Raw genomic sequence first — 16,348 nt, forward strand, 5'->3', positions numbered from 1 at the left:
TTCCTCTCATTTAGGGTGCAGCGCGGCGCCCGGGCCATGTCGTGCGGTTGCGTTTACGGTTGTCTGGCGGCCTTCTCGTCATGGCCGGAGACCCCAAATCGCCGGCTCAGTTCATCGAGTATTGCCCGGTGATCGAGATCGAGATGCGACAGCATCACCAGGCTATGAAACCACAAGTCGGCCGTTTCAGCGATCAACGCTTGGCGTGATGCGTCGTCGCCATGTTCGGCGTCCTTGGCGGCCAGCAGGGTTTCAGTCGCTTCCTCACCCACTTTCTCGAGTATCTTGTTCAACCCCATGTGGTGCAAGGAGGCCACGTAGGAATCCTGTGGCTCCGCCCGGCGGCGTTCTTCGAGCACGACATGAATACGGTCTAGTATATCGCTCATAGATGAAGGTTCCGTTGCAGTGGGTGGAAGGGCGGGAACAGGTCATCAGTGCCAGGCCAGCAACAGGACGCCGATGGCAGCCGCGGCCAGCAATGGTAGTGGCTGTTGGCCGGCCCATTCTGTCAGCGGACGCCAGGCCAGTGCCAGAGCGACCAACACCAGGCCCAGGCGCAGGCGTCGCTGGCCGCGGCCCTGGCGGATCAGCTGCTGGCGAATGCCGCTTATTGCCTCTGCCTGACGGTGTCGTTGACGATGGTCTTGGTCGGCGCGTGAGAGCACGCGGTAGGCCAGTACAGGCAGTTCCGGAAGCTGGTGCGAGAGTTCGGGTGACTGTCGCTTGAGCGAATCCCAGAAGCCGCGAGGGCCGGCCCGATCCTTCATCCATTGTTCGAGATGAGGCTTGGCCGTGCTCCACAGGTCGAGATCCGGGTAGAGTTGGCGGCCCAGCCCCTCGATGTTGAGTAGCGTCTTCTGCAATAGCACCAACTGGGGCTGCACTTCCATGTTGAAGCGCCTGGCGGTCTGAAACAGCCCGAGGAGCACCTGGCCGAAGGAAATATCCTTGAGCGGTTTTTCCAGGATCGGCTCGCATACGGTACGAATCGCCGCGGCGAACTCGTTGGCGCGCGTGTTTTCACCGACCCAGCCCGACTCGATATGCAGTGACGCGACTTCGTAATAATCCTGGTGAAAAAATGCCAGCAGGTTGCGGGCGAGATAATCCTGATCCTCTCGCGTCAGGCTGCCGACAATGCCGCAGTCGATGGCGATGTACTGCGGATCATGGGGATGCGCGTAGGAGACGAAGATGTTGCCGGGGTGCATGTCAGCATGGAAGAAGTTGTCGCGGAATACTTGAGTGAAGAAGATCTCCACACCGCGTTCGGCGAGCTTCTTTAGATCGGTGCCCTGGGCGAGCAGGGCGGCAGTATTGGCCACCGGGACGCCATAGATGCGCTCCTGAACCATGACGCGGTGACGGGTCAGCTCCCAATGAATGCCCGGCACGTAGAGCAGCGGCGAGGCCTTGAAGTTGCGCTTGAGCTGGGAGGTGTTGGCGGCTTCCTTGGTCAGGTCGAGCTCGTCGAAGAGTGTCGCTTCATAGTCGCGGACTACTTCCACCGGACGCAACCGGCGCGCCTCGGGGATGCGCGCCAGCACGTGGGCGAAACGGAACATCACCAGCATGTCCTGGCGCATCACCCGCTCGATGCCGGGACGAATTATCTTGACGACTACCTCCTCGCCGCTATGCAACCTTGCGGCGTGCACCTGGGCAATGGAAGCCGACGCCAGGGGTTCGGGCTCGAAATGAGCGAAGGCTTGGTCGGTACTCATGCCGAGCTCGTCCTCCACGCGTGCCCGGGCCAGCGGGCCGGGGAAGGGCGGCACCTGATCCTGCAGGCGCCTGAGCTCATCGGCGATGTCTTCGGGAAGCAGGTCGCGACGGGTGGAAAGCACCTGACCGAACTTGACGAAGATCGGCCCGAGGGACTCCAGCGCCAGGCGCAGGCGCTCGCTGCGCGGGCGCTGGCCGATTGGCACCAGGCGCAGCGGCGAGAGCTTGAACATCAGCCGCAATGCCCAGGGGAAACGCTCCAGCGGCAGCAGGGTGTCGAGCCGATAGCGGGTGATCACCCATAAGATGCGCAGAAGCCGAAGGATCATGAGCGTATTCCCTCGAGGCGTCGTCGCAGCTTCGCCAGGCGGGCCTCCAGCCGGTCGGTGGCGATCTCAAGCTCGGTGAGGTGATCGCGCGTGGCGGAGAGCTGATGACGGCCAGGCAGCAGGCGTGCCTCTTCGAAGACATATTCGGAGATATCGGCGTGCAGCTCCTGACGGGCTCTCACCCCCCAGCGCCCCATGCGACGCAGCCCCTCGGCCAGGCCATGGGCGGGAATGTCGCCCAGCCAGCGAGCCAGCTCGCCCTCCCAGTCCAGGTCGAGGTCGACCAGCAGCTCCCTGGTGGCCTCCAGCAGCTCGACACGGCCGCGCACCGAGAGCTTGCCCTGGAACATCAACCGCTCCGGCGAAGCACCGCCGAGCAGGGCGCCCGCCGTCTCGGCGTCAAGTTCGACCACCGCATCATAGGACGGCTTCGGCGCCTCATGGGTCGTCTTTGCAGCGTTGTCGGCTTGCGCCGACGCGTCATCGGGTCGCAGCAGATCGAGGCCTGTAGCATGAAAATGCACAGCCAATGCGAGCGGGGGCTGTTGCAGGCGTATCAATATGCGCTGACCGGCCAGGCGTGCCAGGCGGCCAGGTGCTGCAGGGTCGCGGGCCAACAGGGTGTTCAGCGTCCGCTCGGGGCCGGCCAGTAATCGCATTACAGCTTGATGCCGCGGTGCAGGGCGACGATGCCCCCGGTGAGGTTGGTGTACTCGACCCGCTCTAGCCCGGCGGTTTCCATCATCGCCTTGAGCGTTTCTTGATCCGGGTGCATGCGGATCGATTCCGCTAGGTAGCGATAGCTGTCGGCGTCGTTGGCCACCAGCTCGCCGATCTTCGGCAGCAGGCGGAAGGAGTACTCGTCGTAGGCTCGATTGAGCAGCGCGCTGGTCGGCTTGGAGAACTCCAGCACCAGCAGCCGCCCCCCCGGCTTGAGCACCCGCGTCATCGAGGCGAGCGCCGCGTCCTTGTCGGTCACGTTGCGCAAGCCAAAGGCAATGGTGATGCAATCGAAGGTGTTGTCGGAGAAGGGCAGGCACTCGGCGTTGGCCTGGACGTACTCGACATTACCGCCGGCGCCGCGGTCGAGCAGCTTGTCGCGACCGACGCGCAACATGGACTCGTTGATGTCGGCCAGTACCACGCGGCCTCGCGGCCCTACCATTTGCGAGAACTTCAACGTCAGATCGCCGGTGCCGCCGGCGATATCGAGCACGCTATGCCCGGGACGGACCCCGGCACGCTCGATGGTCAGGCGTTTCCACAGGCGGTGGATACCCATCGACATCAGATCGTTCATGACATCGTAGCGGGCCGCTACCGAATGGAAGACGTCGGCCACGCGCGAGGCCTTTTCTTCGACCGGTACTTCCTGATAGCCAAAGTGGGTGGTGCGCTTGTCACTGGGGCGCATTCGCTTGGGGCTCCCGAATCGCTGCGGTGATAGGAGGCCGCTCGGCCTCGACAATGAGCGATATTGTAGCCTTCCCCACCCTTGCTTGTCTTGGCGCTGACTAGAGCTGCTTGATCTCGATGCTCAAGGGTTCTCGCGAGGCACCGGCCGCGTCCAGGCGGCGCAGGTAATCCTCCCAGTTGGCTTTTTGATCACGGATCAGCGCGTAGAGATAGTCCCAGCTGAACAGACCGCTGTCGTGGCCATCGTCGAAATGCAGCTTGAGGGCATAGCGCCCGGCCTGGGTAATGTCCTGCAGGCCGACAAATTTCTTGCCGACCTGCAGCGTGGCGGTATCAGGGCCATGACCGCGAACCTCGGCGGAGGGAGAGAAGACCCGCAGGTACTCCACCGACAGCCGATAGGACTCGCCCTCGCCATAGGTGAGCTCGAGCTCACGGTCATGCTTGTGATAGTGCACCCTGGTGGGAATCGGAACGCTCATGGCGGCCTCCTTCGCTCGCGGTGTGCCGTTACCCTAGAGAATATACCGCGACAGATCCTCGTCCATCGCCAGCTCGCCCAGTTGGGAGTCGACATAGGCGGCATCGATCACCAGCGGTGAGCCGATGTCCGCGCCACTGAACGAGGCTTCTTCCAGGAGGCGCTCCATGACCGTGTGCAAGCGCCGGGCCCCGATGTTCTCGGTGCCCTCGTTGACTTTCCAGGCGATCTGGGCGAGACGCTCGATGCCGTCCTCGGTGAAGCTGATGTCGAGCCCTTCGGTGGCCAGCAACGCCTCGTACTGCTTGGTCAGCGAGGCAGAGGGCTCGGTGAGGATGCGCTTGAAGTCATCCGGGGTCAGGGCATTGAGTTCGACACGGATCGGCAAGCGACCCTGCAGTTCCGGAATTAGATCCGAGGGCCGCGACAGGTGGAAGGCGCCGGAGGCGATAAACAGCACATGATCGGTCTTGACCATGCCGTACTTGGTCGAGACGGTGGAGCCTTCGATCAGCGGCAACAGGTCGCGCTGCACGCCTTCGCGGGAGACTTCCCCGCCGCTGGATTGCCCGCTGCCCTTGGTAACCTTGTCGATCTCGTCGAGGAAGACGATGCCGTTCTGCTCCACGGCGTCGATGGCGCGGCGCTTGATCTCCTCCTCGTTGACCAGCTTGGCGGCCTCCTCGTCGCGCAGCAGGCCGAAAGCGTCCTTTACCGCCACTCGGTGGGTCTCGCTCTTCTGCTTGCCCATACCGGCAAACATGCTTTGTAGCTGGCTGGTCATTTCTTCCATGCCTGGCGGGGTCATGATGTCGATGCCCTGGCTCTGGGGCGTGATCTCGATATCGATTTCCTTGTCGTCGAGCTGGCCCTCGCGCAGTTTCTTGCGGAAGGTCTGGCGCGTCGAGCTGTCCTGGCGCGGCTCATTCTCCTGCCCACGCGGCGGCGGCAGCAGGGCGTCGAGGATGCGATCCTCGGCGGCATCCTCGGCGCGGTGGCGCACCTCGTCCTTGGCGTGCTCGCGCACCAGCTTGATGGCGGCCTCGGTGAGGTCGCGTACGATCGACTCGACATCGCGGCCTACATAGCCCACCTCGGTGAACTTGGTGGCCTCGACCTTGATGAAGGGCGCCCGGGCGAGCTTGGCCAGGCGCCTGGCGATCTCCGTCTTGCCGACCCCGGTTGGGCCGATCATCAGGATATTCTTGGGCGTGACTTCTTGTCGCAGGTCGCCATCGAGCTGCATGCGCCGCCAGCGATTGCGTAGTGCGATTGCCACAGCACGTTTGGCGTCCTGCTGGCCGATGATGTACTGGTCCAGGGCGTGGACGATCTCGCGGGGGGTCATCGAGGTCATGATCAGAGCTCTTCGAGGGTGACGTGATGGTTGGTGAACACGCAGATGTCACCGGCGATCTCGAGAGACTTCTCGGTGATCTCGCGGGCACCGAGGTCGGTGTTCTCAAGCAGCGCGCGGGCGGCCGCAAGGGCAAAATTGCCGCCCGAGCCGATGGCGATGATGCCGCGCTCGGGCTCCACCACGTCGCCGTTGCCGGTAATGATCAGCGAGGCATCCTTGTTGGCCACCGCGAGCAGGGCCTCCAGGCGACGCAGGGCACGGTCGGTGCGCCAGTCCTTGGCCAGCTCCACGGCGGCCTTGACCAGGTTGCCCTGGTATTTTTCCAGCTGGGCTTCGAAACGCTCGAACAGCGTGAAGGCGTCGGCGGTACCGCCAGCAAAACCTGCCAGCACTTCGCCGCGATACAGGCGACGAACCTTGCTGGCATTGCCCTTCATGACGGTGTTACCCAGCGAGACCTGGCCATCGCCGGCCAGTGCGACATGGTCACCGCGTCGCACGGAAACGATCGTGGTCATGGAGTGAACTCCTTGGGGGAGCAAAGGCTCCCGTTGACATTCGGCGCCGCGAGTTCCGCCCGAGCGCCTTGACTAGGCTTTCAATGAAATGCGGGCGGAGGGGGTGGAATTCAACCGGCGATACGCCAGCGGCCACTGCAACGGCCAGGCGCCAGGTCAATTCTGCAGGCGAATGACCAGGGGTTCGATGCCCTGGGTCGTCATCAGATCCTGGGCGCGATTGAGTTCGCGGGTATCGTCGTAGGGGCCGACCTGGACGCGGTGCCAGGTCTCGTTGCCGCCTGCCTGGACTTCGCTGACGCGCGCCAGCAGGCCGAAATCGCTCAGTCGGCTCCTGAGCTGCTCGGCATCGCCGGACTCGCGGAAGGAGGCGGCCTGCAGCATGTAGCGATCTCCGGCGCCGATGGTCTGCGAGTCGGTCGAGGTGTCGTCAGCCGCTGTCTCGTCCTCGGGGCGCGCATTGGCTGCAATCACCTGCGCGATGGGATCGTCGACGGTCTCGGTCGTTGGCTCGGCCGGCGGTGCTGGAGCGCGGGCGGCCGTGTCGGGGAGTTCGCTGCGGGGCGCGATCACCTCGGACTCCGGCAGCAGGGTATAGAACTCGAAGGTCGGCATCGGGGATTCTTCCGACGCCGAATCAGTCGTGGTATCGGGCGTGGCGGTCGGGTCATCCGCGGAGAAACGCGGCATCACCGTCGCCATGGGCGAGTCCTGCTCGTCCTGCCAGGGCGCCGACCCATGCTGATGCTGGGAGAGCAGAAAGCCTGCCACCAGGCCGGCCAGCGCCCACAGCCAGCCCGGGAAGGTGGGCCGTGACCGCGACGACGAGCGTCGCCGGCTGGTGGTGGCGCCGCGTTTCTTCGGAGTGGGACGAGTAGCCATGACTCACATCTCCTCGGGGGCGCCGACACCCATCAAATCGAGGCCGTTACGCAGCACCTGGCGTGTGGCCAGGCCCAGCCCCAGTCGGGCGTTGCGCAGGGCGTCATCCTCGACCATGACCTTCACGGCGTTATAACAGGTGTGGAAGTCGGCGGCGAGGGCGAGCAGGTGCTGGGCGATCTGCTGAGGTTCGCGAGACGCGGCGGCATGCTCGACGACGCCGGGGTAGCGTGCCAGGCGGTTCATCAGGGCCTTTTCCTGCGGTTGATCGAGTTTGGCGAGATGGCTCACGGCCATGGCGTGATCGAAGGCCATATTCCCGGCCTCGGCCTTGCGCAGCATGCTGCATACCCGGGCATGTGCATACTGGATGTAGTAGACCGGGTTGTCGTTGGACTGCGAACGCGCCAGATCGATATCGAAGGTGAGCTGCGAGTCGGCGCGCCGCGCGGCGAGGAAGAAACGGGTGGCGTCGCGTCCCACTTCGTCGATCAAGTCGCGCACCGTGACGTAGCTGCCGGCGCGCTTGGAGAGCTTCACCTCGACACCCGAGCGCGTCACCATGACCATCTGGTGCAACACGTATTCCGGCCAGCCGGCGGGGATGCCGGTTTCCAGCGCCTGCAGGCCAGCCCGCACGCGGGTCACCGTTGAGTGATGGTCGGCACCCTGCTCGTTGATCACCTCGGTGAAACCGCGCTGCCACTTGTCCAGGTGATAGGCCACGTCGGGGAGGAAGTAGGTATAGCTGCCGTCGGACTTGCGCATCACCCGGTCCTTGTCGTCGCCGAAGTCGGTGGTGCGCAGCCAGATGGCGCCATTCTGCTCGTAGGTATGTCCCCCCGCGATCAGTTGTTCGACGGTGGCCTCGACCTTGCCGGATTCGTAGAGCGATGACTCCAGATAGTAGATGTCGAATTCGACACCGAAGGCCTTGAGGTCGAGATCCTGCTCGCGGCGCAGCCAGGCGACGGCGAACGCCTGTATGGCCTCGAGGTCCTGTGGGTCGCCCTTGGCGGTCACGTGGCGGTCGTCGGCGTGCACCGTCTCACCGGCCAGGTAGGCGTTGGCGACATCGAGGATGTAGCCGCCACGATATCCATCGGCCGGCCAGTTCGCGTCATCGCTGTCGATGCCCTGGGCCCTCGCCTGCACGGAGAGGGCCAGGTTGGCGATCTGGGCGCCGGCATCGTTGTAGTAGAACTCGCGGGTCACGTCATGGCCGGTGGCTTCGAGCAAGCGGCATATGCAGTCGCCGATCGCCGCGCCGCGTCCGTGGCCGACGTGCAGCGGGCCGGTTGGGTTGGCAGAGACGAACTCCACCTGCACCTGGCGCCCACGGCCGGTGAGGCTGCGGCCATAGGCGTCGCCCGAGTCGAGCACGGTGCGCACGATCTGCGCCACGGCGTCGGTGGCAGCAAAGAAGTTAATAAAGCCTGGGCCGGCGATCTCCACCCGGCTCACGGCGTCGCTTTCCGGCAGGGCGGCGACCAGCATCTCGGCAAGCTCACGCGGCTTGCGGCCCGCGGGCTTGGCGAGCATCAAGGCCAGGTTGGTGGCGTAGTCGCCGTGGGCCTTGTCCTTGGCTGGGTCGACCTTGATGGTTGGGGCGAGATCGGCGGGCAGAATGTCCTGGCGCTTGAGTTCGTTCAGGGCGCCTTCGAGCAGCGAGATGAGGGTGTCTTTCATGAAGGATTCCGGTGTCCAGTGTCGCGGGTCGCGAAGAGGCCGCTTGGCAGTGCGGCGTATTATCGGCAATCGGGGCCGGGCTTTAAACCCTCCCGCTGTCAGCTCAGGGTCTGCGGATCGATATCCAGCGACCATCTCACCCGTCGCGCCTCGGGCGACGCCTCCAGCCAGGCGGTCAGCCAGGCGCCGGCCTCGTGGAGGCGGCTGCGGCGCTCGCTGGTAAGCATCAGCTGGGCATGATAGCGGTTCTGGCGGCGCTCCATGGGCGCGGGTACCGGCCCCAGGCAGCCGACCTTGAGCTCACGGGACGCGAGCCATTGGCGCAGCGCCTCGGCCGCCTGATGGCCCAGGGCGCTGACCGCGTCCTCGCGAGGGCTTTCCAGGCGCAGCAGGGCGAGAAAACGGAAGGGCGGCAGGCCGGCGGCGCGCCGCTCCTCCAGCATTTGATCGGCCAGTGCCGCATAGCCCTGCTCGGCCAGCATCTGCAGATGCGGGTCGTCGCCGTGCAGGGTCTGCACCAGCACACGACCGGGGTGGTCGGCGCGCCCGGCCCGGCCGGCCACCTGGATCAGCAACTGAGCGCTCTGCTCCAGGGCGCGGAAATCGCTGGCGTAGAGTCCCGCATCGGCGTTGACCACCACCACCAGGGTGACATGGGGCAGATGGTGGCCCTTGGCGAGCATCTGGGTACCCACCAACAGGCAGGGTTCGCCGCGGCGCAGCTCGGCCAGCACCTGTTCGAAGGCGTCGCGGCGACGCGTGCTGTCGCGGTCGATGCGATGCACCGGCACCTTGGGAAAGAGGCCGGCAAGCGTCTCCTCGGTGCGCTCGGTGCCGCTGCCCAGTGGGCGCAGGTCGATGCTGGCGCACTTGGGGCAGGCCTCGGGCAGGGCGCGCCGCCGGTCGCAGTGGTGGCAGGCCAGCAGGGGCGGCTGACGGTGCAGGGTCATGCGGGCGTCGCAGTGGTCGCATTCGGCGAGCCAGCCGCAGGCGTGGCAGGCCAGCGTCGGGGCGAAGCCGCGGCGGTTGATGAACACCAGGACCTGATGCCCGGCCGCCAGTGTCTCGCCGATGGTCTCGATGACCGGTGGGATCAGCCCGCCTTGGCGGGGCCTGCCACGCATGTCGATCAGCTCCAGCCGCGCCGGGGCATGGCGGCTGGCGCGTTGGGTCAGGGTGAGGTGGCGCCAGTCGCCGTTGCGGGCCCGTGAAAGGCTCTCGAGCGATGGCGTGGCGCTGCCCAGTATCAGCGGGATGGCGTGTCGATGGGCACGCGCCACGGCAAGATCGCGGGCGTGGTAGCGCAGGCCGTCCTGCTGCTTGAAGGAGCCGTCATGCTCTTCATCGACGATGATCACCCCGGGGCGCGCCAGGGGGGTGAAGATCGCCGAGCGGGTGCCGATGACGATAGGCGCTCGCCCGCTCGCCGCGGCCGCCCAGGCATCGAGGCGCTCGTGGTCGCTAAGCCCCGAGTGCAGCGCCACGACCGAGACGCGAAAACGTTGGCGAAAACGCGCCAGGGTCTGGGGGGTGAGGCCGATCTCGGGCACCAGCACCAGCGCCTGACGGCCCTGGCCGACCACGGCTTCGATCAGTTGCAGGTAGACCTCGGTCTTGCCGCTACCCGTCACGCCTTCCAGCAGGCAGGGGTGATAGCGGTCAAGGCCTTCATGGAGCGCGGCCAGCGCCACGCTCTGCTCGCCATTAAGGGGCATGGCTGGCTCGGCGAGCCGAGGGCCGGCGCTATCCGCTCGGTGGGCGGTGACCGGCTCATCAACGCGGCTGAGCAAGCCCTTGTCGACCAGTGCGCGCAGCTGCTCGCGGGTGAACGACTGGGCGAGGATCGCCTGTGTACCCAGGCCATGCGGGTGCTGAGTCAGCATTGCCAGAAGCGCCGCCTGACGCGGTGCGCGCGCAAGCTCGGAGGCGTCGACTACCTGCCCGGCGGCGGTGAGCTGCCAGCGTTCCCGCGTGCGGGCGGTCAAGGGACGGCCCTGGCGCAGCAGAACCGGCATCGCCTGGTGCAGGGTGTCGCCCAGCGGATGCTGGTAGTAACGCGCAGTGAAATGGCATAGCCATAGCCAGTCCGCTGGCAAGGGGACGGGGTCGAGGCAGGCCTCGATGGGCTTCAGTTCTTTCAGCGGCAGCTCGCTATCATCGCGACATTCGATCACCACGCCGACGAGTTGACGCCTGCCGAAGGACACGCGAACGCGAAAGCCGGGCTGCCAGCCGCCACTGGGCGCCTCGCCGTAGGGGCGATAGTCGAACAGCCGACGCAGCGGCGACGGAATGGCAATGCCCAGCACGCGTGGTGCTGGATAAGGGGTATGTGGCAATTGGCCTCCGGCGGCGGACCTGCTAAAATGCTGCGCCTCCCTCGGGTACGCGAGCGGTAAAGCACGCGCGAGTACGCAAGAAGAAAGTACGCCAGAAAAAAGGGCAGGGGGAGAAAACCGGTTCGCATGTACGGTTCACGGACAACCGATAGTCAACCCGTATGCGGTGCCTGGCAGACGATCAGGTGGCGGCATACCGCTCCATGAGGCTCAAGATGAAACAAGCTATCCATCCGAATTACAAGACGGTCAACGCGACCTGTTCCTGTGGCGCCACCTTCGAAGTGGGCTCCACCTCCAACCACGATTTCTCTCTGGACGTCTGCTCGCAGTGCCACCCCTTCTATACCGGCAAGCAGAAGCAGGCGACCACCGGTGGTCGCGTCGAGCGCTTCAACAAGCGTTTCGGTGCGGCCGTCAAACGAGGCTGATAAGGCGTCGCGAAGCGTGTGCCCTATCGTCGCCATCGCTTGCACGAGACCCGCCACCGGCGGGTCTTCTTGTTTCAGGCCGTTCGGGTATCGTCATGCGAAAGGCACCTTGTGTCATACTTGATGCGTAACCCTGCTTGGGTTTCCCGCCTGCGCAATGCTGGCGAAAAATCGCCTTCGTTGAGAAATGGAAACATTTTCTATACTCTGGCTTCACCTTTGCCACTGCATATCGGACCTTCCGCATGACTGACGCAAGAAAGGCCGCATTGGACTATCACGCCAAGCCGATCCCCGGAAAACTCTCGGTGGAGCTGACAAAGCCCACGGCCACGGCCCGGGACCTTTCCCTGGCCTACAGCCCCGGTGTCGCCGAGCCGGTGCGCGAGATCGCCCGCGATCCCGAGAACGCTTACCGCTATACCGGCAAGGGAAACCTGGTGGCGGTCATTTCTGACGGCAGTGCCATCCTCGGTCTCGGCAACCTGGGACCGCTGGCCAGCAAGCCGGTGATGGAAGGCAAGGGAGTGCTGTTCAAGCGGTTTGCCGGTATCAACTCGGTGGATATCGAGGTCAATGCCGAGAGTCCGCAGGCCTTCATCGATACCGTGGCGCGCATCGCCGATACCTGGGGCGGGATCAATCTCGAGGACATCAAGGCGCCCGAGTGCTTCGAGATCGAGCAGGCGCTCATCGAGCAGTGCAGCATTCCGGTCTTTCACGACGACCAGCATGGCACGGCTATCGTCACCGTTGCGGGAATGCTCAATGCGCTGGAGATCGCCGGCAAGTCACTGGACAGCGCCCGCATCGTCTGCCTCGGCGCCGGCGCCGCGGCGATCGCCTGCATGAAGCTGCTGGTATGCTGCGGCGCGCATGCCGACAATATCGTGATGCTCGACCGCAAGGGGGTTATCCACGCCGGCAGGACGGATCTCAATCAGTACAAGGCGATGTTTGCCATGCAGACCGATCATCGTACGCTTGCCGATGCCATCGATGGCGCGGACGTCTTCATCGGCCTCTCGGGCCCGGGCCTGATGACCGCCGAGCATATGCGCAAGATGGCGCCCAACCCGGTGGTATTCGCTTGTACCAATCCAGATCCGGAAATTCATCCCGCCGTGGCACGCGAGGCGCGACCGGACGTGATCATGGCGACCGGTCGTTCCGATTATCCCAATCAGGTCAACAATGTGCTGGGCTTTCCCTTCATCTTCCGTGGGGCCCTCGATGTACGGGCGACGCGGATCAACGAAGAGATGAAAGTGGCGGCCGTACATGCACTCAAGGACCTGGCGCGTGAGCCGGTACCTGCCGAGGTGCTCGAGGCCTACGAGATGCAGGGCATGCGTTTCGGCCCCGACTACATTATTCCCACGCCGGTGGATGTGAGGCTGCTCGACAGGGTGTCCTCGGCCGTTGCCCAGGCCGCGGTAGACTCCGGCGTGGCGCGCAAGCCCTATCCGACGCACTATCCGCTCAGAACGGTGGATGACGTCTACGGCGGCTGAGCCCTGACGCGACGCGATTGACCTTGAAAACGCCGCCTCCGGTTTAGGGGGCGGCATCATCATGTCTAGGCTGACTGGCACTACCAGCTGTACAGCAGCGAGAAGCTGGTGGTCTGATCGGTGTGGGCATCGGCACTGTCAGGTGGGTTGGTATTATCCTTGATTTCGTGCGAGAGCTTCAGCGCCAGGTGCGAGTTGATCCGGGCCGTGAGGGACGAGAGCGAGCGTGATGTCACGTTCGCGCTGGTCCCTTCTACCGAGAGTTCCTGTTCCACGCTGGAATGTTCCGAGAAGGCCCATTCATAGGCCAGGGCGCCGTAGCCCACACCACGAAACTCACGCTGCCCCTCATCAAGACGGTCATGGCGGAAGCCCAGGCCGCTCTCGAGCGAGAGCAGTTGGCGCTCGCTATCGATCAGGTCGCGACCATAGCCGCCAATGGCCGTTGCCTGCTGGTCGTAACCGCTGAATCGGTCCTTTTCCCAGCGAGCGAAGCCGAATGCATAGTGCGGGCCATCGAGTTCGTAGCGTTCGCGACCGGCGACAATGTACTGTTCGGCGCTGGTCCCGCCGTTGCGGGAGACGTTGCGCACTTCGCCGCGCAGGGTGTGGGTCCAGTCGCCGGTCAGCCAGGTCAATCGACCCTTGCCGATGAGGGTTTGGCTGTTGGTATTGCCGGAGAGGTGAGTGAAACCCAGTTCAACGTCTCCGGTGAAGCTGGCGGCATCCTCTCCGGGGGGTGGTGGGGCATAGAACGGATACGCGTGTGCTCTGCCGGCGATGACCGCAAGGGCGCACAAGGACAGCCACGCGAACATCGAGTGGCGTATTTCAGGGTGAGGCATGTCAGCTTCCCGGTTGACCGGTAATCAACTCGTGTGACGTGTTCGGCGATGAGAGGAGAACGGCGGCATTCCTTGCCGCCGGGGGACGCTAGAAGATGGCTTCGTAGTTGCCGGTACCCTCAGAGCCGCTCTGTTGCTCGACCTCCCTGTCGACGCGGCGCGACTCGTAGTCGGGCAGGTAGTCGGTATGAAATATCTCCTGCATGCCACCGCCCTGGTTATCGTCGAGGCGACGTCCGGTGCGAGGGTCGATACGGGCGCTGACGATCTCCTCGGGCGCTTCTGGCATGGCCAGCGGACGATCCTCGAGTGCTGTGCCCATGAAATCCATCCAGATGGGCAGGGCGGCACTGCCGCCATACTCGGCGATGGTCTCGTTGTTGTCCTTGCCGACCCAGACGGTGGTCACCAGGTCGCTGTTGTAACCGGCAAACCAGGCGTCGCGATAATCGTTGGTGGTGCCCGTCTTGCCGACGATGTCATCGCGATTCAAGGCCATTGCCGCGCGGCCGGTGCCGTTCTCGATCACGTCGCGCAGCATGTCGCGCAGGATGAACACCGCACTGGGATCGGCGACACGAGGCGCTATGGGGTAGGTGCGGCCGTTGATTTCCACTTGATCCTGGCCTTCGGGGCAATCACGACAAGCGACCATCGGTGTGGCTTCGTCCAAGACGTTGTCTTCCTCGCTACGGCTGATGCGCTGGATAAACCAGGGCGAGACCTGAAAGCCGCCATTGGCCAGTACCGCATAGGCATTGGTCATTTCCAGCGGTGTCAGTCCGGCACTGCCCAACGCCAGGGAGAGCCCGCGTGGGAGACGATTCTCGGCGAAGCCGAAGCCTGCCAGGAAATCGATGGTAGCGTCCAGGCCGACCTGCTGGAGCACGCGGATGGTGACAAGGTTGCGCGAGCGGGCCAGCGCCTCCCGTAGCCGGATGGGGCCCAGGAAGTCCCCGCTCGAGTTGACCGGTCGCCAGAGTTCGTTGCTGCCATCCTGCTGCACTACCGGCGCATCGTTGACTACGCTGGCAGCCGTCATCATGCCGCCGTCCAGGGCCGCCAGGTAGATGAAAGGCTTAAAGATCGAGCCGGACTGGCGCTGTGCCTGCACTGCCCGGTTAAACTTGCTGGCCTCGAAGCTGAACCCGCCCTGCAAGGCAAGGATGGCCCCGGTATCGGGCTCCATGACCACCAGCGAGCCTTCGGCATCCGGGCGCTGGGAAAGTCGATAACTTTCGTCCTCGTCCTCGTCCTCGTCCTCGTTTCGCTCGAGAATGCGTACCAGGTCGCCCGGCGCGGCGATCTCGGCGGCGGTGCCCGGCTCAGGACCACGAGAGCGTGGCCCGCGATAGGCGCGGGCCCAACTGAGCCCCTCCCAGTCGAGCGTATGCAGCTCGCCACCGCGGGCCATGACCTGCATCTCGCGGCCTTCGGCGGCGACCACGATGGCGGGTTCCAGCGGACCGAGGGAAGGCGTGCGCTCCAGCACCTGTAGCCAGTTGCTGACATCCCCCTCGATGCCCTCTACCTCCGTCTGGCTACTGGCGGCCGCGCGCCTGGCGGTTTCCATCACCTCGGGGGATTCGCTGAGTTCCTCCTCAAGCCCTTCGCGTTCTGTACGATCCTGGGCCTCCACTAGGCTTTGGGGAATGTCCTGTTCTTCGGGCCCGCGCCAGCCGTGTCGGGTATCGTAGGCGATCAGGCCATCGGCGAGTGCGCGCCGCGCATAGGGCTGAAGCTCGCTGTCCAGGGTGGTATGGATCTGATAACCGCCAGTATAGGCCGCCTCTGTGCCAAAGCGCTCGACGGCGAACTGGCGCGCCATCTCGGCGACGTAATCGGCCTCGACTTCGGTCCGGGCGACATAGCGGCGCGCGGTTATCGGCGCCTGGACGGCCTCCTCATAGGTCGGCGAGTCGATATAGCCCTGTTCACGCATGCGAAACAGGATCCAGTTGCGTCGGATCAGCGAGCGCTCGGGGTTGGCCAGCGGATTGAAGGTCGAGGGAGCCTTTGGCAGGCCAGCGATCATCGCCGTCTCAGCCAGTGTCAGTTCCTCGAGAGGGCGGCTGTAGTAGGTTTCCGCCGCCGCAGCGATGCCGTAGGCGCGATTGCCGAGAAAGATTTTGTTGACGTAGAGCTCGAGGATTTCCTCCTTGGTAAGAATCTGCTCCATCTGCAGTGCCAGCAGGATCTCGCGGATCTTGCGAGTGAATGTCTGTTCCAGGGTGAGGAGATAGTTTCGCGCTACCTGCATGGTGATGGTCGAGCCGCCGGAGCGAATGTCACCGCCACTGGACGCCAGTTCCACCGCGGCCCGCACCAGGGCCTTGGGCTCGACACCGCGATGATCGAAGTAGCCGGCATCCTCGGCCGACAGCAGGGCGTGAATCATTTCTTCGGGGATCTGCTCGTACTCAATAGGCATGCGCCGTTCATTACCGTACTCGCCGATCAGCTTGCCGTCCCGGGTAAAAATGCGCAGAGGCGTATGCAGTTCGAAATCCTGTAGCTGGCGCACATCGGGCAGGCCGGGGGCGAAGTAAAGCCCGGCGCCGACGACCCCCAGGCCGGCGGCGGCGATCAACGAGATCACCAGCCACACGGCCGAAAGGATCAGTGTTCTGAGATACTTCATGAAATCGCGGTACCCGTGCTGTGAACTGGAGCGCTAGAAAGCGACAAGAAAGCAATCCGATGCGCCGCCATTATAGGAAGCCAAGCCGCTAGTCACCAGCGTTGACATTCGGAGACAGCATGGGTCGTGTGAGTTTCTTCATGATCATGTAATCTCTCGTTAAGGTAATGGGGTA

Annotated in this window: 14 protein-coding genes; 2 read left to right on the plus strand and 12 right to left on the minus strand. The window is 64.2% G+C overall.

Annotation, left to right across the window (positions count from 1 at the left end; genetic code table 11):
* Positions 1-53: 53 nt before the first annotated feature.
* The 10 genes from KG088_RS05820 to KG088_RS05865 form a co-directional block, all read right to left on the minus strand.
* On the minus strand, positions 54-389 hold the full coding sequence (locus KG088_RS05820; protein ID WP_213824556.1) for a phosphoribosyl-ATP diphosphatase: 336 nt from the start codon (positions 387-389) through the stop codon (positions 54-56).
* 45 nt (positions 390-434) lie between these two features.
* Positions 435-2,057: a ubiquinone biosynthesis regulatory protein kinase UbiB gene (ubiB, locus tag KG088_RS05825; protein ID WP_213824557.1), complete on the minus strand. Its 1,623-nt coding sequence runs from the start codon at positions 2,055-2,057 to the stop codon at positions 435-437.
* Positions 2,054-2,716, minus strand: coding sequence for a ubiquinone biosynthesis accessory factor UbiJ (locus tag KG088_RS05830; protein ID WP_213824558.1), 663 nt, complete (start codon positions 2,714-2,716; stop codon positions 2,054-2,056). The genes ubiB and KG088_RS05830 overlap by 4 nt, the downstream gene beginning before the upstream one ends.
* On the minus strand, positions 2,716-3,471 hold the full coding sequence (ubiE, locus tag KG088_RS05835) for a bifunctional demethylmenaquinone methyltransferase/2-methoxy-6-polyprenyl-1,4-benzoquinol methylase UbiE (protein ID WP_213824559.1): 756 nt from the start codon (positions 3,469-3,471) through the stop codon (positions 2,716-2,718). Before ubiE ends, KG088_RS05830 begins: the two co-directional genes overlap by 1 nt.
* A 100-nt stretch (positions 3,472-3,571) precedes the next feature.
* Positions 3,572-3,955: a gamma-butyrobetaine hydroxylase-like domain-containing protein gene (locus KG088_RS05840; RefSeq protein WP_213824560.1), complete on the minus strand. Its 384-nt coding sequence runs from the start codon at positions 3,953-3,955 to the stop codon at positions 3,572-3,574.
* 33 nt (positions 3,956-3,988) lie between these two features.
* Entirely contained in the window at positions 3,989-5,311 is a 1,323-nt protein-coding gene (gene hslU / locus KG088_RS05845; RefSeq protein ID WP_213824561.1) for an ATP-dependent protease ATPase subunit HslU, read from the minus strand.
* A 2-nt stretch (positions 5,312-5,313) separates the two neighbouring features.
* On the minus strand, positions 5,314-5,832 hold the full coding sequence (gene hslV / locus KG088_RS05850; protein ID WP_089794543.1) for an ATP-dependent protease subunit HslV: 519 nt from the start codon (positions 5,830-5,832) through the stop codon (positions 5,314-5,316).
* 156 nt (positions 5,833-5,988) lie between these two features.
* Positions 5,989-6,714, minus strand: a complete 726-nt coding sequence (locus KG088_RS05855; RefSeq protein ID WP_213824562.1) for an SPOR domain-containing protein — start codon at positions 6,712-6,714, stop codon at positions 5,989-5,991.
* Between the two features lie 3 nt (positions 6,715-6,717).
* Positions 6,718-8,403: an arginine--tRNA ligase gene (argS, locus tag KG088_RS05860; protein ID WP_213824563.1), complete on the minus strand. Its 1,686-nt coding sequence runs from the start codon at positions 8,401-8,403 to the stop codon at positions 6,718-6,720.
* Between the two features lie 98 nt (positions 8,404-8,501).
* On the minus strand, positions 8,502-10,742 hold the full coding sequence (locus KG088_RS05865) for a primosomal protein N' (protein ID WP_213824564.1): 2,241 nt from the start codon (positions 10,740-10,742) through the stop codon (positions 8,502-8,504).
* A 215-nt stretch (positions 10,743-10,957) separates the two neighbouring features.
* Between KG088_RS05865 and rpmE the strand changes: the two genes are divergently transcribed.
* Positions 10,958-11,173, plus strand: coding sequence for a 50S ribosomal protein L31 (rpmE, locus tag KG088_RS05870; RefSeq protein WP_213824565.1), 216 nt, complete (start codon positions 10,958-10,960; stop codon positions 11,171-11,173).
* Positions 11,174-11,418: 245 nt separating this feature from the next.
* Complete coding sequence (locus KG088_RS05875) at positions 11,419-12,687, plus strand: malic enzyme-like NAD(P)-binding protein (RefSeq protein WP_213824566.1); 1,269 nt, start codon at positions 11,419-11,421, stop codon at positions 12,685-12,687.
* 80 nt (positions 12,688-12,767) lie between these two features.
* Here the strand turns inward: KG088_RS05875 and KG088_RS05880 are convergent, their stop codons facing one another.
* A complete protein-coding gene (locus KG088_RS05880; protein WP_213824604.1) occupies positions 12,768-13,505 on the minus strand; it encodes a DUF481 domain-containing protein in 738 nt (245 codons plus the stop codon).
* A gap of 115 nt (positions 13,506-13,620) precedes the next feature.
* Positions 13,621-16,173 carry a penicillin-binding protein 1A gene (locus KG088_RS05885; protein ID WP_213824567.1) on the minus strand — a complete coding sequence of 851 codons (2,553 nt, stop codon included), beginning with the start codon at positions 16,171-16,173 and terminating at the stop codon, positions 13,621-13,623.
* Positions 16,174-16,348 lie beyond the last annotated feature (175 nt).

It is taken from the genome of Halomonas jincaotanensis, assembly GCF_018448785.1.
In the GTDB taxonomy this organism is placed as follows: Bacteria; Pseudomonadota; Gammaproteobacteria; order Pseudomonadales; family Halomonadaceae; genus Halomonas; species Halomonas jincaotanensis.